The sequence below is a fragment of the Bradyrhizobium uaiense genome (genome assembly GCF_010811875.1).
Classification (GTDB): domain Bacteria; phylum Pseudomonadota; class Alphaproteobacteria; order Rhizobiales; family Xanthobacteraceae; genus Bradyrhizobium; species Bradyrhizobium uaiense.
Map to the genome: position 1 here is coordinate 12,988 of NZ_VKHP01000057.1, position 21,022 is coordinate 34,009.

Genomic DNA, 21,022 nt, shown 5'->3' on the forward strand with positions numbered 1-21,022 from the left:
CAGAGTTCTGAGTGAGGATGAGGACGTATCTGTCGCGTTCTTAACAAGCGTATCATTGCCGCTCTTACATGTCTCAACGTCGGTCGGGCCCGATAACGCTATGACATGCTGACCAAATATCGTCTTCTGCGCCGTGGCATGTGAGTTGCTACGCCTCGTCTTGAGGCTCGCTCACGGATGGTCCTGGGAAGCCAATGTGCCTGCGGGGAAGAAAGAGAATGAATGCGATCGTGGGGAGCGGAGGATACGCCAAAGCTGCGCTGGATAACGGCACGATGATGCAGTCTGCCGCCGAGCATAAGGGCTGTCGCACCGCAGCCAAGACCGCCCAGGCAGGCTGCGGGTCACAGACAAGCCAAGGCGATCTGCCGAGCGAAATCTGGGAAAAGGTAAAGAACCATCCCTGCTACAGCGAAGAAGCGCATCATCATTACGCCCGCATGCATGTGGCGGTCGCGCCAGCCTGTAACATCCAGTGCAATTACTGCAATCGCAAATATGACTGCGCCAATGAATCTCGCCCGGGCGTGGTGAGCGAAAAGCTTACCCCCGAGCAGGCGGTGAGAAAAGTGCTCGTGGTCGCGACCACCATTCCACAGATGACCGTGCTCGGCATCGCTGGTCCCGGCGATGCTCTCGCCAATCCAGAAAAGACGTTCAAGACATTCGAACTGGTCGCCAAGGCGGCGCCCGACATCAAGCTGTGTCTGTCGACCAACGGACTGGCTCTGCCGGACCATGTTGACACGATCGTCAGGTCCAAGATCGACCACGTCACCATCACTATCAACACGATCGATCCCGAAATCGGCGCCAAGATCTATCGCTGGATCTTCTTCAACCATAAACGCTACACCGGCATCGACGCGGCGAGGATACTCACCGACCGTCAGCTGCAAGGCCTGGAGATGCTTAGCGAACGGGGTATCCTGTGCAAGGTTAACTCGGTGATGATCCCCCACATTAACGATCAGCACCTGGTCGAGGTCAACAAGGCGGTGAAGGCGCGCGGTGCCTTCCTTCACAATATCATGCCGCTGATCTCCGCGCCTGAGCACGGCACAGTGTTTGGCCTAAACGGTCAATGCGGGCCGACGGCGCAGGAATTGAAGACGCTGCAAGATGCTTGTGAAGGGAAGATGAACATGATGCGGCATTGTCGCCAGTGCCGCGCTGATGCTGTCGGACTGATCGGAGAGGATCGTAGCGCAGAGTTCAGTACCGATCAGATCATGAAAATGGACGTCAAATATGACCTTGCTACGCGCAAGGCTTATCAAGACAGGGTAGAGGACGAGCGGGCCGCCAGCGTCGTGGCCCACCAACAAGAGCTTACACAGTTCGCCGCCGAGACGAGCGCGATCACGGTTCTGGTGGCGGTCGCAACCAAGGGCTCGGGACTCATCAACGAGCACTTTGGGCATGCAAAGGAATTCCAAGTATATGAACTTTCTACATCCGGCGCCAAATTCATCGGTCACCGTCGCGTCGACGTCTACTGCCAGGACGGTTATGGCGAGGAGGACAGGCTTTCGACCATCATTCGTGGCATCCATGACTGCCATGCGGTGTTCGTGGCCAAGATCGGTGGCTGCCCAAAAAGCAACCTGATCAAGGCCGGGATCGAGCCAGTCGATCAATACGCGCATGAGTTCATCGAGAAGTCGACGATCGCCTGGTTCAGGTCCTATCTAGACAAGGTCAAGAGCGGCGATGTCCAGCACGAGGAGCGCGGCGACGCCGCGATCCGCCAGGGAGCTCTGATCTCCGCGGCGTAGGGGGGGTATATGCCATTCAAGATCATCGCCTCTCAGTGTACCAGCTGCTCAGCTTGCGAACCCTTATGCCCGAACGTTGCCATCTCGGAAAAGGGAGGAAGCTTTGTCATCGAAGCGACGAAATGCACCGAATGTGTTGGCCATTTCGACGAGCCGCAATGTGCCGCGGCCTGTCCGGTCGACAATACCTGCGTAATTGACACCTCCTTGCCCCGCTATCAGGCGCCAGCTTAGGACGCGAGCTTCCATGAACGGCATGCCAAGAGCTGGGGCTGAAAAATTTGCAAACTTCGTGCGGCGTGTTTTCAACACCGCAGGTCTCGACCTTCGCGTCTCCCCTCGCGAAGGCGGCTGCTCCGGATGTCCCTGCGATCGTTTTGCTGCTCGCCGGCAGCGGAGCGTTGGCAGGCATTTCATTCGGCGCGGCAGGCCAAAAACGCCTCTCAGCTCCGAGCGTAGGCTTCTGGGCCGCGCCATTATCGTTGATGTGACTGACGAGGTCACGCTGATCGGCGCATGCCCAGCGGGATCAGCCTTACCGAGCCGCAACATCGCGGAATGCGCCGGGCGAGCGAAGCTGCCGATGACCTTCGAGGCAGCAGCCAAGTCGCCATCTGCCGGTCAGGGAGCGCTGATCGCGCGTACTTTGTTCGGCGAAGCCCCGGGCCAAGACCGGTGGACGGTTAACGCGACTGATGCTGCTCTTGATCACGCCGATATCATCATGCCGCGGTTGCATCCCTCCAGGTTGAAGGACTTCACCGGCCTCCCGATATGGGCCGGCAATCTGGAAGGAGGGGCGAGGCCGCGACGAAGCTACTCGAACTCGAACCGGCTGACACGATCGGTGTCGAATCGTTCGCGGACATCCTTTAGCGGAGCAGCCAATCCGATGATCGACCACATTGGCAACGCAGCCCCGGGGCATCACTCCAATTGCGGTGCCTGCGCTCGTCCGTCGCGGAAGAAGGGCTGCCGGCGTTCAGCTATTTGCGCAAATGATCGTGCCGGCAACGTCTCCAGCACTTCTCCTAGCGGAATCCCGCGCTCAGCAACGGCGGCGCTTGGCGCGCAGACGTCGAGGTCCGAGCGATCGTGTCCACGCAGGCTAATGCCGTTGTCTTATCGTCGATGCTTGACGGCTATAGAAGCCTCGTCGCCCAAGCCGGAAGATCGTTTCATACCGGGAAATGATGCCGATGCTGACCGACAAGGAGCTGGCGACGCCCTCGCGCGCCACTTCGCCGCGCAGCTCCGCAATCAATCGGTCTGCGCTGAGGACGTCCAGTTCCGCCACATCGTACCGCGTCGCGCTGCCGTTGCGGGGCTACTTGGTGTAGCTGCGGGCCGATACGCTAGAGCGCGGCTAGATATCGCAGAACGGCTGTCACTCGGAGCACGAACTGCCCTACAGCGACCTACTGGTCAGCACGTCGACACGAACTGGCGAACCGCATTGCGGTGGGCGAATCGGCTGAGTGCGGCGAGGGATGAGCACAATTGTGAAGGATGTCTCCTGGTCGGACCGGCAGCACCCCTGATGTCTACCAGCCAACGATGCATGAGGAGCGCTACATGAGCGGTATTGTTCGCGACAGCGACGTCGTCGAGCTCGACGAGCCGCCTGTCTTCAGTTTTAGCCAAAAGGTACGAGCCAATCGCACCATCCGGAATGATGGCACCTTTCGTGGCAAGGAGATTGGCGACATCTTGGTCAAGAAGGGAGAGGTCGGTTACGTCATCTCGATCGGGACATTCCTGCAGCAGTTCTACATCTACGGTGTCGAGTTTCTGGAAAGCGGCTACCGCGTTGGCATGAAGCGCAAGGAACTCGTGCCGGTGGATGCCTGCGATGAGATCGATGATCTGCCATTGCCGGAGGAGGCCGTGTCGTGAGTGAACCCGGCTTTCTGAAATATCGGCGGGGCCAGCGGGTTAAAACCACAGTCGATATCATCAACGACGGCTCTTTTCCCAATGCGGAGCCTGACGGCGTCTTGCTCGGCGCCGGAGTGGCCGGAGAGATCATCAGGGTTGCCATCCATACCGAAGCGAACGTTCCGATCTATACTGTCGATTTTGGAGAACGGTTGCTCATCGGCTGTCTTGAAGAAGAAATCACAGGTCTTTGAAGGGAGGCTTTCGCGATGAATGCCGGGCTGATGAGGAAGGTCAAGACCGGGCTGGTGGCGCACCCCAACGAGCTTGATCGCAAGCGGATCGAGCGCAGCTTGAGCTCCCGTACGCGCTATCTCTACGTCTCGCCGAAGGTGACACCGGTGAAAGGCGGCTACCTCGTCGAGAGCCCCTGTTGCTCGCGCAGTATTGACAAGGACGGCGCGCTAATCGACGTCGCGCTGATTCTTTATGATCGCGTGAGCGGAATTTGGAAGGTGTTTTGCAAGAACCACGCCCAAGGAATCTGGGAATTTTACAGCCTGTATCACCGCCTGACTTCAGCGATCGACGAATTGAAGGCGGATCCGGAGCGTCTGTTCTGGCAATGAGGGGCGGCTTTTGAGGGGTCACAGAGGAGCCACGATGACGCTCACTGCGCAGGAATTGATTGAAATCGAGCAGCTGCTTGCGGCCGACAGGGCCGAGGAGGGGGCGTTTGTCGAGCTGCGGCGCCGCTTTCCGCAGCTTGCTTGTGTGCGCTGTGATGCGTCGGATATGCCGGATCAGCCATTCCGGCAGTTTGTGCGTTTCGATCTCCATCTGATCGATGGATCGGATCACTGCGTGCAGATTACGGCCGATCCGGCACGGGCGACTGGCATCATATTGGCCAAAAGGAGCGCTGCGCAGTGAGCGGCACTGAGCTCGCAGAGCATCCGTGCGATGGCGCGCACAATGTGGAGAATAATGCATCCTTCATCCCACTGTCGGACCCGGATATTACCGTCGCTGAGCTCTCTGCAGTTGAAACCCTGCTGTGTTCGTCGGAGATCTCCAGCGGGCGGATCACTGAGGCGTTCGAGCAGGCTTTCGCGGTCTATCTGGGCCGCAAACATGCCGTTGCGGTTTCGAGTGGTACGATTGGGCTCCTGCTTGCACTCAAGGCGCTCGGGATCGGAGCAGGACATGAGGTCATCGCCTCGCCCTACGCCTTTCGCGAAACAGCGCATGCCATCAGTCTCGCAGGCGCACGGGTGGTATTTGCCGACGTCGACTATTGGTCGGGAACATTGGTTCCAGCGAAGGTCGAAGAGAGCATTACGGCCTGCACGCGGGCGATTGTCGCCGGCAATCCCAACGGTCATCCTGCGCCATGGGCAGAACTGCGGACGGTCGCACAGCGCCACCGGCTGCTGCTCTTGGAGGATTCTACCGAGGCGATCGGGTCGAGCTACAAGGGGGAACTCGTCGGCCGATTTGGCGACCTGGCCGTGTTCGACTTTGCCGAGCCGGTAGCCCTAAGCTGCGGTGAAGGCGCAATGGTGGTGACGGATGACATCGATATTGCGCTTGGGTTGCGCCGCCATCGCGCCCACCGCCTGGACGAGCGATTCTCAGTCGTCGTCGCGAGTACAGCACCTTACCAGGCTGGCATCAGCGATCTCACGGCTGCCTTGGGGCTGGCGCAGCTGAAGCGTCTCAATGAAATCCTGGAGCGGCGTCGGCTCATCGAGCAGCTCTATAACGCGCATATCCAGTCATTTGAAGGCATCAAGCCGCCTTATGTCGGTCCCGATGTGACAGATGTGAACTGGATGCTTTATCTCGTTCAATTGGGGACACGCTTCACGCGATCCGGTCGGGACGCCATCATCGATGATCTGCGCGCCGCCCAGATTCAGTCCGCTGCCTACAGCCAGCCGTTGCATTTGCAACGCCACTATTTTGACCTCGGCTATCGCCGTGGCGATTTCCTGGTTACCGAAAAGGTCGCCGATCGCGCTTTAGCGCTGCCGTTTCACACCCATCTCACGAACAAGCAGATCGCGTTTATCGTGGAGACCATGAAAGATGCCTCGATCAACGTGGGCGCAGGTGCGGCGATCTACTGAGATGATCTTTATGCACAGGAGGATTGATTGAGCACAATCGTAGCTCTGGGCGTGCGCGAGATGAGAAATCAATCGAGCGCATGTCATGCGATGCCCCGCGGGCGGACAGATATCCGCATAAATGCGGAACACGTCGCATGCCGCTGCATCATGTACTGTTCGGGAAGCTGCGGGAGAAATGCTCCAGCCTCGCGCTCGCAGAAAGCCTGCTCGATCGTCGCAAAGTGTCGTGCCCACGCCGTGGTTTAAGGCCTACGCGCCAAGATGCTCGAATCCGAGCACGCCATCCTCGGTTTCGGCTGGGGTGTCTCGAGTTAGTCAAACAGAGATTACTATGAACATACAAGAAGTCATCATTCACGTCCGCTTCGCTCCGAATGGAAGGGTGGTCCAGATCAGTGAGCGCCCGGCAAAGCTCACGCCGAACCAATGGTTTGAAGTTCTCAACGCCCGCGCTAGCTCGGCATATCGACCGCTCGCTCGTGGCCGTGGCATCTTCCGATTGAGCCGTACTACGGTCGAAGCCTTCAAGCAGGAAACTGCGAGGCCGGGATGAGCCAAGCGATGATCGGGAACCCAATGGGCGATCAGATCGAGGTTTTTACCGTCTGTCCGGCCGATGCCATCGAGCGGAGTGGCGCCAGGGGCTTTAGCCTGTCGCGTATCGATGATAGCGGCGAAAGCCGGTTGTTTTCCATTATTGTGGTGCGCACCTTCGGCGACGACTATTTTGGCTATGTGAACCGTTGTCCGCATGACGGCGTCTGGCTGAACATTGGCTCCGGCGAGTTTTTCTCGGCAGACCACTCCTTTCTTAGATGCGGCCGGCATGGTGCAAGGTTCGAGATCGAGACCGGAGTGTGCATCGAGGGTCCCTGCAATGGACAAGCGCTTGAGCCGGTAGCGCTCGCCGTGATCGAAGGTGACGTTTGCCTATGCGGCGTCGAGCTGCTGGAGGAAGATCGGGCTTCCGAGCGCTTCGAGGACAGCGAAGAAACAATGGATATCACGATCCATCCGGATTGACGGCGTATCATTTGGCTGCTGTTCAAGTTGGCTGAGGGATTTTATCGGAGGACGAAATCGTCGCTCCTAAGCGTTGGTGCAGATGGGTATTATGCTCTCTTAGCTTGTCAGAGCAAACGGCAGTCCAACGCCTTGCTGCCGGGCGCCAGCGAGCTCTGCCGTACCAACAAAAGGTGCTCTTACGTCAACTCGCCAAATGGATCTCGCAGGCGGGACCTGCTTCTTGCTGCCGGCCGATAGAACATGTTCAAGAAATGTCCTCGGCGGCTGGAAATCCGCCGAGGACACCGTCTGGGCTGCGAGAATGGGGAGACCCAGACTGACAGGATCGTTTGGGAGGAACAATGACGATCCTGTGTCAGAAGCTTTTGGCCGTCAGCGACGGCTGGCTTATTTTCTGGGCTGCAATTGCGATGCCAAACGCCTCAATGCGACCTCTCAGCGAGTAGCGCCGCGATCTTCGGGGGCCGCCGGTTTACGGACGCATGCATGAATGAACACGCATTCGCTGTTCGGCATTGAGGCGGCAAGTGCGCCTTGACGGTATCGTGGAGGGCTGTGGGCGCGATCCAGGATCGCTGTGTTGCCGGTTTCGTGACGGCCGATCAAGTCCAGGCAGCTTAACCTATAGCCTTGAACGCGGGTCTGCGTTCACTCTGACTGTCGGGGCGTTTGCGCCAGGCGCTATCCTGTTGAGGTAAACAATAGATCGGAAACAGCGGAGCGCACATCATGCGTGCGAACGGCTGAAGCAGAATGGGGGGCGTCAAACGCGAAGCCGACGATTGTCCTGTCCAAAACAGAAGAGAAACGACATTGTCGGAACTCCAGCATCAACGATGAGGAGCGCCTCGGCAGAACAAGAGATGTCGTAAAAATGCGAGGATTCTGCATTTGGTGTGGAACTTGCTTTGCAGCAATCGGATGGTTGAGCAATGTAGGAGCGAAGAGATTGCGATGGTAGGAGAAGACGTTGAGATGGTAGGAGAAGACGTTGAAACGAATCAGGAAGATTGTGCCAGACGTGAGTCATCTGTGGCTGATCTTCAGCGTTTACAATTAGTGTTGCGTTCGCTCATTTCGCCTGCGTTCGCAGGCGCGCATCGAAATCATTAGCATCAATCTATCGATGCGGCGTTCGACAGCAAGAGACCCTGTGAGGGCGATGCGAGCCCGGGCCATGTCTCCTTCGGAATCGCTCGCATTGATCACAGGATAAGCGCATGGACTCAGAAACCGAATTCGAGCTCCCCCAAATTTATAGGCATCATGTCTTTGCCTGCAACACGCAGCGTCCGCCCACTCATCCGCACGGCAGTTGCGGCGCCTCTGGCGCGCAAGCATTGTGGGATCGAATGGGCAAGGCGATCGAAGCGCAAGGCCTTAACGATATCGGTTTCACGATGGCTGGCTGCCTCGGCTATTGTAACTCCGGTCCCTTGATGGTCGTCTATCCTGACGGAATCTGGTACCGCGCGACTACGCCGGAAGACGTCGACGAAATCCTGGAATCCCATCTCAAGCAGGGTAAACGTGTCGACCGCCTCGTGATGGTGCTAAAGCGCAGCTAAAAAACGCCTTGCTTCGCGCCGCTTGGCCGGGCAATCAAGCATGGACGGCTTCTCCGTCGATGAGCTGTTCCCTCGGTACGTCGGTCGGGTGGCCCTCAGGCGTCAGGACGTGCGAACAGCGCGTCATGGAGCTTGTCGTTATGGCGCTCTTTGAGATGTTCGGTGAGACGGGCCCAGATTAGAGCGCTGCTCGTGCCCGTGCCCTGAACCTTGAGCGTCAACTCCCTCGTCAGACTATCATTGTCACGGCGCAGCGCGGAGCCTTGAATCTTCAGACCCGATCGGCAACTGGCACGGTCGCAACGCCTGACAAAGCAAGAACGTGTTTCTTTCGATGGCTGTTCGATCAATCTGTTCGCGTCACTTAATACTGTCCCTACGCAGCACGCCGCAAGCGCAAGGTGCGGATGGCGCTCGCTTTCTTCGCGAGACGACGCGTCTTTGACACGCCATCTCGCTCGCGGATGAACTGCGGTGCGGTTGAAGGACGCGCTCGATGGCTCGCCGCGTCCGGATTGATCAACCTTGTCTTCTTCTCTGGATCCTGTTCTGACGTCAGAACTTGTAAGCGATGCCGCCGCTGATGAGCCATGGGTCGATATTGGCGCGCCCGGAGACGGGAATCGCATTGTTTACGGTCGCAGAATAGTTGGGCCGCAGCCACAGCTTCTTCACGTCGAAGTTGAGGCCCCAATGACGGTCAAGCATGTAATCGAAGCCAAATTGAACCGCTGCGCCGAACTGGTTGCTGATGTGCAGATCCGTCACGGTAAGGCCGGCGAGCGACGTATTGGCCGCCGACTGATTGAAGAATGTGGTGTAGTTGATGCCTGCGCCGATATAAGGCTTCAGTGGGCCGAAATCGTTGAAGTGATATTGTAGGGTCAGCGTCGGCGGCAATAGCCAGGCTTTGCCGATATCGAGTCCATTAAGCGTACCAGTGCCGCTGATGTGATGGCGGGTCACGCCGAGAATGAGTTCGGCCGCGATGTTCTTTGTAAAGAAATAGGTGATGTCGAGCTCCGGTATGGCTTGATCGCTGATCAACAGACCGGAGTTGGGAGAAGACAGCGAGGGTACCCCGGAGACGTGGACTGAACTGCCTGCGGTATCCGGCAAAACGCCGAGCACTCGCAGGCGGATCATCCATGGATTGAACGGTTCGATCGGGGGTGCTTTGTAATAAACCGGTGCCGGACCGAGATCTGCAGCCTGTGCCGAGATGCTGGCCAGCGAGATCGCGAGCGTGAGGAGCGACGTCGTCGTCAGAATTGTTGTTGTTCTCATCGAATTCTCCATTCCAAAAGTCGCGCGATAAGGCGCGCGAGATCTCTGTCACACATGACGAGCGGCGGAGGATTTGATGCGGATCAAAATAGTGGCGGGCTCACCGCAATTATGCGGCTCAGTTGCATAAGAAGCACGGCTATCGAAGCGTCGTTGTCTTTGCTTGATAGCTGTTCGATTCGTAGTCCGTGCTGAGTCCGATCTCTTCAGGAGATTGTTTGTTGGCTTGAAGCCTCGATCCAATCCATGCCCGTTGGGCCATGCAAAATCAAAGTGGCAATGCAGCAACCCCGCACATTGCAGGGTCGGTAGAGGCAGCATTCACCCGAGGCGCAATATCGGCAGATCCGTGTTCCGGAACAGCCAGATTGGCCTTCTCAGCAAGGGTCCGAGTCGGCGGTCACGAACCAAGCCGGAAGCAGAAAAATGTGGTTCTTCGCATCAAAACCTTCTGTCCTAGCCTCACGTTTGCGGACAGCGCGTCTCGTTTGCGTCATGCACACATCCCTCGAGATCATCTGGGGTCTTGCGGCCAAGCAGCGACAGCACGAGCTCATGATCGAGCCCGGCGCATCGTGATCCATCGACGTCGATCAGAGGTCTGCGTATCAGGAGCGGATCGTCTAACATCAACGCCAGTGCGCGCTGGGCGTGAATCATGGCGGGATTGACTTCGCCTGATTTGATACGGGGGGCCGCTTGGTTGAACCAGGAGGCAACCGGGGTATTGCCGAAGAAGCGGCGCAGTTCTTCCGAAGCCCACGGCTCCATCAAAATATCTTTGGCTATGATGTCGTGACCGGCAGCGTTGAGCGCTTGAAGCTGACGCGCATTGGTCGCGCAGCCGGGCTTTTGATAAAAGGTGATTGTCGCCATGTCATACCTATGTTGGCAGCGCTGAGCTGAACAATGGCCATGTCGCTGCTGCGTTCGACGCCCATTCAATGGTCTTGCCGATTATCTTCAATGTCAGTTGGCTAAGCGCCGCTGGCATCCGCTGTCCGGTCAGTCTGGATCGCAACCGACATTGTCGCACCGCTCAAGTCCCAGAGAGCCGGTTCACGAGAGGAGTAGCAAGTCCCATTCCGTGGCTGAAGATATAGGACAACCGATGCAAATGGGCTTCGCGTCAGCGGTTGCCGCTCTTGTTCGTTTTCTGACAGCCGCGCTGACAGATAGGTTCCAAAACAGCCAGGCGCACTCGCGGGCACGTGGCTTTTTAAATGTAATCAAAGACTTGGGCAGCGCTTACGAGCGTTGGCACGGCGGTTGCTAATATCGGGCAGCAACACTGAGTGAGGGCTGAGTGCACGCCGACGCGTAAGACGAGCGATGTGCTCCTTCCCTTGAACCCGTGTGCCCCGTTTCTGAGAGAGAGAAACAAGCTCGCGCGTCAGAAGCGCGTAACTTTTGGCAAATCGGTTGATGGAGAGCAACATGTCTTCACTAAGGCAAATCGCGTTCTACGGAAAAGGTGGCATCGGCAAGTCGACGACTTCCCAGAACACGTTGGCGGCGCTGGCCGAGATGGGTCAGAAAATCCTGATTGTCGGGTGCGATCCTAAAGCGGACTCGACGCGCTTGATCTTGCACGCCAAGGCGCAGGACACGATTCTGAGCTTGGCGGCGAGCGCCGGCAGCGTGGAGGATCTTGAACTCGAGGACGTGATGAAGGTCGGCTACAAGGACATCCGTTGCGTGGAGTCCGGTGGTCCTGAGCCGGGCGTCGGCTGCGCCGGTCGTGGCGTCATCACTTCGATCAACTTCCTCGAGGAGAACGGCGCCTATGAGAACATTGATTACGTATCCTATGACGTGCTCGGCGACGTCGTTTGCGGAGGCTTTGCGATGCCAATCCGTGAAAACAAGGCGCAGGAGATCTACATCGTGATGTCCGGTGAAATGATGGCCATGTATGCCGCCAACAACATTTCGAAGGGTATCCTGAAATACGCCAACTCGGGCGGTGTGCGGCTGGGCGGCCTGGTCTGCAATGAACGACAGACGGACAAGGAGTTGGAACTGGCGGAGGCGCTAGCCAAGAAGCTAGGCACTCAGCTGATCTACTTCGTGCCGCGCGACAACGTGGTGCAGCATGCCGAACTCCGCCGCATGACGGTGCTCGAGTATGCGCCGGATTCGAAGCAGGCCGATCACTATCGCAATCTCGCTACCAAGGTTCACAACAATGGCGGCAAGGGTATCATTCCGACACCGATCTCCATGGACGAGCTCGAGGACATGCTGATGGAGCATGGCATTATGAAGCCGGTCGACGAATCCATCATCGGCAAAACTGCCGCCGAACTCGCGGCCTCGTAAAGGTCGTGAGTCGCGGCCTTGTGAAGGCGCGCGACGGATGCCGGCCTCCTCACCCCCCATCCGGGGAGGCCGGCATTCTGATCAGCGCTCCCGGCCGGGACCAGGACGCGGCGAGGCAAACCTGGCCGCTATAGAGACCCACAAAATCATGTCCGAAGTGCACGTCCTTCCGTTTATGGCTGCTTGTGAGCCTGATGCGAGCAGTTCCAACGGAATTGTAGCCTACCGCCTCCTCACCGGCGTACCTCCTGCGGATGCCGACATTGCCAGTGACAGTCATTTCGACCGCCACGCTTTGGCATCTATTCTGGCGGCTGCCACGATGGATGGTGGCGCTCTTCCGGAGAAGACTGGCCTATCGGGCGATGAACTCGCGGCTTTGCTCGCGCAGTACTTTCCCTCACTTGAGGTCGAACTTCCCGATGAGCTCCTGAGGTACAAATGCAACGAGAACGACGAAATCGCAATGGTGCGCGATCTTCTCCTGAAGCACCGCTCGACGGAAGGAGATCTCGGCCGCTGGCTGGCTGCCATGATCGCCCGACGAGCCATCGAACCAGACCATCTATGGGAAGATCTCGGATTGCGCAATCGTGGCGAGCTCTCTCGGCTGCTCAGCCGTCACTACGCGCCGCTCGCCGCGCGCAATGTCAACAATATGCGTTGGAAGCGTTTCTTCTATCGCATGCTTTGCGAGGATGAAGGCCTCGCGATGTGCACAACACCAGTGTGCACGCAATGTAACGACTTCAACCTTTGTTTCGGCGAAGAAAGCGGTGAGAGCCGGATTGCCGAGCGCCGGCGCGACCAGTTGCTGGAGGCGGCTCGCCAGCAGGTCACCGCTGATTGGCCCATCTGACTTGCCACAAATGTTCTCGTGCGTTGCAGCGCGACAACGCTTCCAGGATCTGGCGATCCCCGCGGCATGTCATCGTGCGGATAAATGCCGCTTTAATGCGAGCAAGTGACCATGGATCCAAGACATTCCGGCCTGAATTGCTCCGGGATCAATCGCCAACCTCGCGGCGCGCTGCAATCGCCTTGGCTTTCGAACTCGACTTGGGAATGGCAAAAGCGCCCGTTTCATGAGCCAGTCGCGTTTGCGGCAATCCATTGGCGGGAGGAGGTTAAGGAAGGAAGCGTAGATTTTCAATCCGTTGGCAGGGATAGCGCAGTGGCATGCGGGTTGCTGAAGGGGATGTGGTCAAAGATAAGGAGCCAGCCTGCGTGATCGCCTCTAGCGAAGAACCCTCATGGTTCGATCAAGAACGCGCGAAGCCGACCGTACTTAACGATACGACGCTAAGGGACGGGGAGCAGGCGCCCGGTGTTGCGTTCACCACGAAGGAAAAGCTGGCGATCGCGCGGGCGCTTGCGCGGGCCGGGGTCACGGAGATCGAGGCGGGAACGCCCGCGATGGGCAATGAGGAAATCACAGCAATCCGCGCCATTGTCGAAGCAGATCTTCCGCTGACGACGATAGGCTGGTGCCGGATGAGGAAAGCGGACGTCGATGCGGCGATTGAAGCCCGGGTGTCCATGATTAACATGTCGACCCCGACTTCCGATGTGCAGATCGCAGCCAAGCTCGGTGGTCATCGCAGCCTGGCACTGGAACAGGTGAGGCAATTGGTCGGCTATGCTCGTGAGAAGGGGCTTCAAGTTTCTGTTGGTGGCGAGGACGCTTCGCGCGCCAACGTCGAGTTTCTGATCCGGTTGATTGCAGTCGCAAAAGCCGCAGGCGCGTGTCGTTTTCGTGTTGCAGATACGCTCAGTGTGCTCGATCCCGACGCAACCTACGCGCTGGTCAGGAAACTGCGTGTGACCACCGATTTGGAACTCGAATTTCACGGCCACGACGATCTCGGACTCGCAACCGCCAATACACTCTCAGCCATCAAAGCTGGCGCGAGCCACGCTTCGGTGACCGTCATCGGGTTAGGCGAGCGGGCCGGAAATGCGCCGCTCGAGGAAGTCGCGGTCGCACTCAAGCAGCTCTACGGGCGCGAGACCGGCATCATACTTCCGGAGCTCGAGAACGTCGCCGCACTGGTGGCTGCGGCGGCCGCGCGTGCCATTCCTCTGAATAAGGCCATCGTTGGAGAGTACGTATTTACGCACGAATCCGGCATTCATGTCGATGGCCTTTTGAAGGATCAGCGCACCTATCAGTCGCTTGATCCGGCTTTGCTTGGCCGCCGCAACCGCTTTGTGATCGGCAAGCATTCCGGACTTGCGGCGATTACGGCGTTGCTCGATGAACTCAAGCTGGCCGCCAGCGCCGATCAAGCCAGACAGATCCTGTCGCAAGTTCGCAAGCATGCGATCGAGCACAAGCTGCCAGTCGAGCGCAAAACGGTGGCGGCGATCTGGCGCGACGTGTGCGGATGCCCAGCCACCCAAAGCGGCGGGTGAAGAGCCGTGCTTAGCAACGTTTGCGCCGACTATTCGAGAGACCAAGTGTGTCGCAAGGAGGCTATCCGATGCCACTGACCGGCGCGAAAATGCCCCTCTTCCTCAGGCCAGGCTGCCGGCCGCAAATCTCCGCTCCAGACCATTCCAGCATACATGCTGTGATCTGCAATCCACAGCGAGCGGTCCGCGGACTGCCAAGCGACGTCTTCTCTTGAGGCTGCCGTCCCGCCCGACCACCGGTCGGACGAGCATCAGCACCGATTGCGGTTTGGCCGTTCATACCCCTTCCTCATCCGGGCTGACGTCGGCGCCCGCCGAGCCTGCAGATCTGGAGAGCGAAGTTGAGCGCATCGGCGTTCCAGGGGCGGGCGTTGGCGATGCGCACCCGCTGTGCGAGGTAGAACCGCGGCAATATCATCAGGCGCTAAGAGTATCTTATTTGGCGTCCGAGAGCTGATCCAAAGGAGACCTTTCGATGATCAACTCGTCCCCGGCAGCCCCTATCCTGGACCGGCTTAGCAACGCCTCGTCGGCAGAGGAGTTCTTTTCGCTGCTTGGCGTCGATTATGATCCGAAGATTGTAAATGTCGCGCGCCTTCACATCCTAAAGCGCATGGGACAATATTTCGCCAAAGAGCAATTTTCTGGCGCCACAGAGCCGGAAATCAGAGCTCGGTGCAAAGCGATGCTGGAGCAGGCTTATGCTGATTTCGTGGCATCGCGGCCGATTGATCAGCGAGTATTCAAGGTGTTGAAGGATGCGGTTGCAGGCCCAGGCAAACCGACAGCTTTTGTTCCGTTGAGCGAGCTGAAGTGACTTCGCGCTCCGCCGTAATGAGGTGTTCTCTAACGATTGCCGTGCGGTCTGAAAGCTCCTTCATCCAGATCATCTCTCCGCCAGCCATGACCCGAGCGACGCTGTCGCATTCCCGACCCATGTCCGGACTGATCGTGTCCAATGCCCTGAGCGAGCATTTAAGTTTCTGTCAAATCATTGCTTCCGCCTGACTTTCGATGGTTCTTGCAAGTGGTACGACACTTGCTGTTGTCGTGCCTATCCCGTCATCGATGCTGACAGATGGCGGTCGTCCGAGATGAAAAAGGAACACCTATGACGCTGCTTCTACCGCCCACCGAGCGATGCGGCATGATCTCGCGGCTCACGCTCGCGCCCAGTCCGTTCGATATGGCCTTTGATGCGAACGAAGCCGACACCGACCGTGAGATGGTGGTCAGTGGCTAAGTCGTCCGTTGCGCAACATCTGGAGAGGGCATGTACATAGTCGTCAGCGTCGAGCGAGTCCGCGGATGCGCGCAAAGTGGCATTCGTCGCAACGCGGATAGCAACATGCGTCCGGCGGAGGCGCCAAGCTCGGCCGATGCAAGGTGCCGGGGCTGGAGGCTGACCACGCAGTGCATGACAGGTGCGCAGCTCCGATGGCTTTGGTGGGCGCACCCGGTGCAGAGCGCTGGGCCGAAAGCGAGGCGCCGATACTGCAGAGCAGGCGGACGCAACAACTCTTCCGGGCACAGATGCCGTAGCGGCGTCGCCGGCACCGTGGCGCTTGTCGAACCGAGCGCGCGAGGCACTACCGTCGAGGACATCTCTGGCTCTGGCCCGCCCGGAGCGTCTACGTCGATGACGAGTTTTACTGCCTGGTCGGTTTGCACTAAGCGGGCCGGGCAGCCGAGCAGCCGGCCACTTGCTGATCAGAACTGATCCTCAGTCAACTGAATCTAGATACAAACCTGTGGTGCGGGCGCGCGTATTCTTGAGGGGACTTTAAAGCATGAGCAATGTCACCAAAACGGCTGTGCCTGCGGCGGCCGGCCGGGCAGCAGCCAAGAAGGAACTGCCGGAGCACTTTAAGGCCTACAAGCATGTCTGGGTTTTCGTCGAGCTGGAGCGCGGCCAGGTGCATCCGGTTTCCTGGGAGCTCATGGGAGCGGGGCGCAGGCTTGCCGACAAGCTGAAGGTGAATCTCGCCGCGGTCGTTGTCGGCCCGGAGGGGCAGTCCACCCGTAACGCCGCGCTTGAATCCTTTTGCTATGGGGCCGATCTGACCTATCTCGTGAGCGACAACGTTTTGGCGGATTACCGTAATGAATCCTATACCAAGGCGCTCACCGAACTCGTCAATACCTACAAGCCCGAGATCCTGCTGTTGGGCGCGACCACGCTGGGGCGCGATCTCGCGGGTTCCGTGGCGACGACTTTGTCAACGGGGCTCACTGCCGACTGCACCGCGCTCGATGTCGACGCCGATGGTTCTCTTGCGGCGACGCGTCCGACCTTTGGCGGCTCGTTACTCTGCACGATCTATACCTTGAATTATCGTCCGCAGATGGCAACAGTGCGCCCGCGGGTCATGCCGATGCCTGAGCGCGTCGAACGTAATGCTGCCCGTATCATCGTCCATCCGCTCGGCCTTGTCGAAGACGATATTGTTACGAAAGTTCTGTCGTTCCTTCCAGATCGTGATTCCGAGACATCAAATCTGGCCTATGCCGACGTCGTGGTTGCGGGTGGCTTGGGACTGGGATCGCCTGAGAACTTCCGGCTGGTGCGCGAGCTCGCAACTCTTCTTGGCGCTGAATATGGCTGCTCGCGTCCTCTGGTGCAGAAGGGGTGGGTTACGTCTGATCGGCAGATCGGTCAGACCGGCAAGACGATCCGGCCAAAGCTCTATATTGCGGCCGGTATTTCCGGCGCGATCCAGCACCGGGTGGGTGTCGAGGGGGCGGATCTGATCGTCGCCATCAATACTGACAAACGTGCTCCGATCTTCGACTTCGCCCATGTTGCGATCGTCAGTGATGCCATGCAATTGCTGCCGGCGCTGACGGCGGCATTTCGCGCTCGGCTCTTGCCGAATTCGCGCGCCCGGATCGCGGTCTAGAGGAGATGATGATGATTGAAGAGAGGTTCGATGCCATCGTGGTAGGAGCCGGTATGGCTGGTAACGCGGCGGCGCTGTCCATGGCCAGGCAAGGCATGAAGGTGCTGCAGCTCGAGCGCGGCGAATATCCTGGATCGAAAAATGTGCAGGGCGCAATCCTCTACGCGGACATGATGGAAAAGCTAATTCCCGAGTTTCGCGAAGAGGCGCCGCTCGAACGTCATCTGGTTGAACAGCGGTTCTGGATGATGGACGACCGCTCGCATGTCGGGATGCATTACCGCTCGGACGACTTCAACGAGGAGCGGCCGAACCGTTACACGATCATACGCGCGCAGTTTGACAAATGGTTCTCGTCAAAGGTGCGTGAAGCCGGCGCGACCGTGCTCTGCGAGACGACCGTGACGGAGCTCGTACGGGACGAGCGTGAAAGGATTGTCGGCGTTCGTACAGATCGCCGCGACGGCGAAATACATGCCGATGTCGTCGTGCTCGCTGAAGGGGTCAATGGTCTGCTTGGGACGCGCGCGGGCCTGCGCGCGCGGCCGACACCCGATAACGTTGCGCTCGCCGTCAAGGAAATGCACTTCTTGCCTCGCGAGACTATCGAAGCGCGTTTCAATCTTAAGGGCGAAGAAGGCGTCGTGATCGAGGCGGCGGGCACCATTTCCCGCGGTATGACCGGAATGGGTTTCATCTATGCCAACAAAGAGTGTATTTCGCTGGGCATCGGTTGTCTCGTCGCCGATTTCCAGCGCACCGGCCAGACGCCCTACGGCTTGCTCGATCAATTCAAAAGGCATCCCTCTGTGTTGCCTCTGCTAGCAGGTTCCGAAGTCAAGGAATATTCGGCGCATCTCATCCCTGAAGGAGGCTACAAATCGATCCCGCAGCTCTACGGGGAAGGCTGGGTGGTCGTTGGCGATGCAGCGCAACTCAACAATGCCGTTCATCGCGAGGGGTCCAATCTCGCGATGACCTCAGGTCGCATAGCGGCCGAAGCGATCGGCCTGGTTAAATCGCGCGGCGAGCCGATGACAGCGACAAATCTGTCGCTCTACAAGAAGATGTTGGATGAGTCCTTCGTCATCAAGGACCTCAAGAAGTACAAGGATTTGCCGCCCCTGATGCATACTCACTCACAAAACTTCTTTCTCACCTATCCGCAGCTCATCTCTAGGGCAATGCAAAACTTTGTGCGGGTCGATGGTACGCCCAAGGTTGAGAAGGAGAAGGCGACCTTGAAATCCTTTGTCAAGGCGCGCTCATGGATGGGGCTGTTCGGCGATGCATGTCGTTTTGCGCGAGCCTGGCGCTAATTATCAACAGTGTGAGTTCCAAGTATGGAAGGACAAAGCATGGATGCCGAGCCCTCGGTGCGCGTGGAAGACAAGCTGTATTACAACCGCTACCTTGTCGACATTGGTCGTCCGCACGTCAAGGTTCGCGCACACACGTCCCCATCGCCGCAGCTAGTCGCGCTTTTGAATGCGTGCCCCGCGCGATGCTATGAGCTGAACGATGAGGGGCGGGTCGAGGTGACTGTTGACGGCTGTATCGAGTGCGGTACCTGCCGGGTGATCGCCGAGCCCACCGGCGATATCCAGTGGAGTTACCCGCGCGGCGGATATGGGGTGCTGTTCAAGTTTGGCTGAGGGTAAGGTGAGGATGGAACGAAGCCGTGGTACGAACCGCCCCTAAGCGTCGGAATATTAGCATATTCGCGCGTTCCGCCTCTGGCACGGTGCGAGCAATTTGAGCTAGACACGTATCAAGGTAACAGGTGTGGCGATACGGAACGGCACCACACCCTGTCGATCGGATGGCAGAGGAGGAATCAGCCCGTTGCCTGGGATGGGCTCGGCCGAGCGGCCTCGATTGCAGTCGCCACTGACTGGACGATAGCAGCAGAGCGCACGGCAGTGAGGATCACTTCGGAGCTGACGCCCGCAGCTCTCAGTGTCTTCTCGTGGGCATCGATACAAGCACCGCATCCGTTTATGGCGGAGACAGCAAGTGACCATAGCTCGAAATCAGACTTGTCAACACCCGGACTGCCAATCACGTTCATGCGCAGCCGTGGCGGCATTGTCTTGTATTCCGGATTGGAGGCGAGGTGAACGAAGCGGTAGTAGACATTGTTCATCGCCATCACAGCGGCGGCGGATTTCGCTGCGGCGATCGCCACGGGCGTCATGACGGCGGCCGCGGCGGATTCCATTGCGGCAATTACGTCTGCATTGCGGGTGGCAATTGCGCTCGCCAGCAGAAGCCCGTATTGCCGCTGCGGCGAGAGTGTCTCATCGGCCATCAGGGAAGTCAGATTGAGCCTGACGTCCTTGGCGAAATCGGGGATCTTTTCGTTCAACTGTTCAATCGACGACATGCTGCCTCAAGCGACCTTCAGGACTTCGCCGCCGATTTCGCGATTGCAGGGACAGAGCTCGTCGGTTTGGAGAGCGTCCAGCACGCGTAGTGTGTCCTTGGGGCTGCGTCCGACGTTGAGATTGGTCGCGTAGACGTGCTGGATCGTGTTGGCGGGGTCAACAATATAGGTGTAGCGATACGCGACCCCTTCGGGGGAACGCACACCAAGGCCATCGACCAAGGTCCCCTTCGTGTCGGCAAACTGCCAGATTGGCAGATTTTGCAAGCCGACATGTGAGCGTCGCCACGCAAGCTTGCAGAACTCGTTGTCAGTCGAGCCCCCCAGTATCACTGCATCGCGGTCAACGAATTCCTTGGAAAGCCGGGCAAACTCGGCGATTTCGGTCGGACAGACGAAGGTAAAGTCCTTGGGATAGAAGAAGATGATCTTCCATTTTTCTGGAAAGCTAGCTTCGGTCAATGTCTCGAATGCACTCTGCCCATTTTCTTCGTGCGCGTGAAAGCCAGGCTTCACGCCTGTGATCTCGAACGGCGGCAATTGACTTCCAATTCCAAGCATGCGGTCCTCACACGTTTGTTTTCCGGACATGGTGACCACGCTGATGAAGCAAACGATATGCCATCAGTTTCAAGAGCCGATTGTCCCTAGTTGCGCCGCGCAGCGGCTTGGCTGCGAGATTTCCCCTCGCGCATTAAGCCCGCTCGAAACGGCAGGAGCTCACCAAGCTGCAAGGATTTGCCGCACCCGAAACGAGAATGATAACCGACCAGGCTCGCGGCGGCAGCAACGAAGGCATGAAGTCTACGTAGCGTCAGGTTGTAGAGCTTCAATCGTACATGCGGCATGGCGCTGAGGCTTCGTGAGCACGAGGAGAGGCTTCAGTATGTCAGGTCCTTTTATGGTGCGCGGGAGTATGCGCTGTGCAGGTACGACCCGGTTGGTTGTAGCTAATGTGAGACGTAAACTGAAGGGTCGAGACAAGGCAGAATCTGCAGTGCTAGTAGCAGATCCGGGGGGCAGCGGTAATGGCGCGGCCCGCTTTCTATCGCGATGTGCCGCATGCGACCCTAGCCGGGCGGGTGCCCGAACGCCTTGCTTTTCGAATGACAAGTATCTGGCTTTCGTTTCTCCTGGTTGTTTTGAGAGTATCCAGCAAGCACCTATTGCCTTGGAGGCCGGAGCACGCTCTGCAGCAGCCAGGGCCGGGCAGATAAGAGTGATGCGTGCGCCCAGGGAGGAGCGCGAGGACAGTCGCTTTTGTTCAATTTGACGAGCTTGGCGTCCGGCTTCCTTAGGCCGGAGGCTCCGTGATTAGTGCACCGGA

Annotated in this window: 22 protein-coding genes; 17 read left to right on the plus strand and 5 right to left on the minus strand. The window is 58.2% G+C overall.

The genetic code is table 11. The features are described 5' to 3' along the window. Positions 1 to 218: 218 nt before the first annotated feature. The 9 genes from nifB to FNJ47_RS16315 all read left to right on the plus strand — a co-directional run bounded on the left by nifB (position 219) and on the right by FNJ47_RS16315 (position 8,385). Complete coding sequence (gene nifB, locus FNJ47_RS16275; RefSeq protein ID WP_175068384.1) at positions 219 to 1,778, plus strand: nitrogenase cofactor biosynthesis protein NifB; 1,560 nt, start codon at positions 219 to 221, stop codon at positions 1,776 to 1,778. Between the two features lie 9 nt (positions 1,779 to 1,787). Then, complete coding sequence (locus tag FNJ47_RS16280) at positions 1,788 to 2,012, plus strand: 4Fe-4S binding protein (RefSeq protein ID WP_128970651.1); 225 nt, start codon at positions 1,788 to 1,790, stop codon at positions 2,010 to 2,012. Between the two features lie 1,341 nt (positions 2,013 to 3,353). Then, on the plus strand, positions 3,354 to 3,674 hold the full coding sequence (locus tag FNJ47_RS16285) for a nitrogen fixation protein NifZ (protein WP_163154816.1): 321 nt from the start codon (positions 3,354 to 3,356) through the stop codon (positions 3,672 to 3,674). After that, positions 3,671 to 3,910, plus strand: a complete 240-nt coding sequence (locus FNJ47_RS16290) for a nitrogen fixation protein NifZ (protein WP_163154779.1) — start codon at positions 3,671 to 3,673, stop codon at positions 3,908 to 3,910. The genes FNJ47_RS16285 and FNJ47_RS16290 overlap by 4 nt, the downstream gene beginning before the upstream one ends. Positions 3,911 to 3,925: 15 nt before the next feature. Continuing rightward, the gene (locus tag FNJ47_RS16295) at positions 3,926 to 4,285 is read left to right on the plus strand and encodes a DUF3024 domain-containing protein (RefSeq protein WP_163154781.1); all 360 of its coding nucleotides are present in this window, start codon (positions 3,926 to 3,928) and stop codon (positions 4,283 to 4,285) included. A gap of 34 nt (positions 4,286 to 4,319) precedes the next feature. Then, positions 4,320 to 4,589, plus strand: a complete 270-nt coding sequence (locus tag FNJ47_RS16300; RefSeq protein WP_163154782.1) for a DUF6129 family protein — start codon at positions 4,320 to 4,322, stop codon at positions 4,587 to 4,589. 44 nt (positions 4,590 to 4,633) lie between these two features. Continuing rightward, entirely contained in the window at positions 4,634 to 5,788 is a 1,155-nt protein-coding gene (locus FNJ47_RS16305; RefSeq protein WP_175068386.1) for an aminotransferase class I/II-fold pyridoxal phosphate-dependent enzyme, read from the plus strand. A gap of 552 nt (positions 5,789 to 6,340) precedes the next feature. Further along, the gene (locus FNJ47_RS16310) at positions 6,341 to 6,814 is read left to right on the plus strand and encodes a Rieske (2Fe-2S) protein (protein WP_235999923.1); all 474 of its coding nucleotides are present in this window, start codon (positions 6,341 to 6,343) and stop codon (positions 6,812 to 6,814) included. A 1,223-nt stretch (positions 6,815 to 8,037) separates the two neighbouring features. Further along, positions 8,038 to 8,385 carry a (2Fe-2S) ferredoxin domain-containing protein gene (locus tag FNJ47_RS16315; RefSeq protein ID WP_050420686.1) on the plus strand — a complete coding sequence of 116 codons (348 nt, stop codon included), beginning with the start codon at positions 8,038 to 8,040 and terminating at the stop codon, positions 8,383 to 8,385. Positions 8,386 to 8,940: 555 nt separating this feature from the next. Here the strand turns inward: FNJ47_RS16315 and FNJ47_RS16320 are convergent. Both FNJ47_RS16320 and FNJ47_RS16325 read right to left on the minus strand, forming a co-directional pair. Beyond that, positions 8,941 to 9,672 (minus strand): OmpW/AlkL family protein, encoded by a 732-nt coding sequence (locus FNJ47_RS16320; protein WP_163154786.1) that lies wholly within the window; start codon positions 9,670 to 9,672, stop codon positions 8,941 to 8,943. Positions 9,673 to 10,134: 462 nt separating this feature from the next. Then, the gene (locus FNJ47_RS16325; RefSeq protein WP_163154788.1) at positions 10,135 to 10,548 is read right to left on the minus strand and encodes an ArsC/Spx/MgsR family protein; all 414 of its coding nucleotides are present in this window, start codon (positions 10,546 to 10,548) and stop codon (positions 10,135 to 10,137) included. Between the two features lie 561 nt (positions 10,549 to 11,109). Here FNJ47_RS16325 and nifH point away from each other — a divergent pair. From nifH to FNJ47_RS16360, 8 genes are all read left to right on the plus strand, one after another. Next, a complete protein-coding gene (gene nifH / locus FNJ47_RS16330; protein WP_050403050.1) occupies positions 11,110 to 11,994 on the plus strand; it encodes a nitrogenase iron protein in 885 nt (294 codons plus the stop codon). 148 nt (positions 11,995 to 12,142) lie between these two features. Next, positions 12,143 to 12,853, plus strand: a complete 711-nt coding sequence (locus FNJ47_RS16335; RefSeq protein WP_163154790.1) for a nitrogen fixation protein NifQ — start codon at positions 12,143 to 12,145, stop codon at positions 12,851 to 12,853. A 320-nt stretch (positions 12,854 to 13,173) separates the two neighbouring features. Further along, positions 13,174 to 14,409 carry a homocitrate synthase gene (gene nifV, locus FNJ47_RS16340; protein ID WP_163154792.1) on the plus strand — a complete coding sequence of 412 codons (1,236 nt, stop codon included), beginning with the start codon at positions 13,174 to 13,176 and terminating at the stop codon, positions 14,407 to 14,409. A 475-nt stretch (positions 14,410 to 14,884) separates the two neighbouring features. Further along, the gene (gene nifW, locus FNJ47_RS16345; protein ID WP_163154794.1) at positions 14,885 to 15,226 is read left to right on the plus strand and encodes a nitrogenase stabilizing/protective protein NifW; all 342 of its coding nucleotides are present in this window, start codon (positions 14,885 to 14,887) and stop codon (positions 15,224 to 15,226) included. A 294-nt stretch (positions 15,227 to 15,520) separates the two neighbouring features. Next, positions 15,521 to 15,652: a hypothetical protein gene (locus FNJ47_RS53230; protein ID WP_283811253.1), complete on the plus strand. Its 132-nt coding sequence runs from the start codon at positions 15,521 to 15,523 to the stop codon at positions 15,650 to 15,652. Between the two features lie 547 nt (positions 15,653 to 16,199). Continuing rightward, on the plus strand, positions 16,200 to 17,309 hold the full coding sequence (locus tag FNJ47_RS16350; protein WP_163154796.1) for an electron transfer flavoprotein subunit alpha/FixB family protein: 1,110 nt from the start codon (positions 16,200 to 16,202) through the stop codon (positions 17,307 to 17,309). Between the two features lie 11 nt (positions 17,310 to 17,320). Beyond that, positions 17,321 to 18,628, plus strand: coding sequence for an FAD-dependent oxidoreductase (locus FNJ47_RS16355; RefSeq protein ID WP_163154798.1), 1,308 nt, complete (start codon positions 17,321 to 17,323; stop codon positions 18,626 to 18,628). Between the two features lie 39 nt (positions 18,629 to 18,667). Next, the gene (locus FNJ47_RS16360; protein WP_163154800.1) at positions 18,668 to 18,964 is read left to right on the plus strand and encodes a ferredoxin family protein; all 297 of its coding nucleotides are present in this window, start codon (positions 18,668 to 18,670) and stop codon (positions 18,962 to 18,964) included. Positions 18,965 to 19,146: 182 nt separating this feature from the next. Here the strand turns inward: FNJ47_RS16360 and ahpD are convergent, their stop codons facing one another. From ahpD to FNJ47_RS16375, 3 genes are all read right to left on the minus strand, one after another. Beyond that, the gene (ahpD, locus tag FNJ47_RS16365) at positions 19,147 to 19,695 is read right to left on the minus strand and encodes an alkylhydroperoxidase, AhpD family (protein ID WP_163154802.1); all 549 of its coding nucleotides are present in this window, start codon (positions 19,693 to 19,695) and stop codon (positions 19,147 to 19,149) included. A gap of 6 nt (positions 19,696 to 19,701) precedes the next feature. Then, positions 19,702 to 20,256, minus strand: coding sequence for a peroxiredoxin (locus FNJ47_RS16370; protein ID WP_163154804.1), 555 nt, complete (start codon positions 20,254 to 20,256; stop codon positions 19,702 to 19,704). A gap of 86 nt (positions 20,257 to 20,342) precedes the next feature. Then, positions 20,343 to 20,528, minus strand: a complete 186-nt coding sequence (locus tag FNJ47_RS16375) for a hypothetical protein (protein WP_163154806.1) — start codon at positions 20,526 to 20,528, stop codon at positions 20,343 to 20,345. Between the last annotated feature and the right edge of the window lie 494 nt (positions 20,529 to 21,022).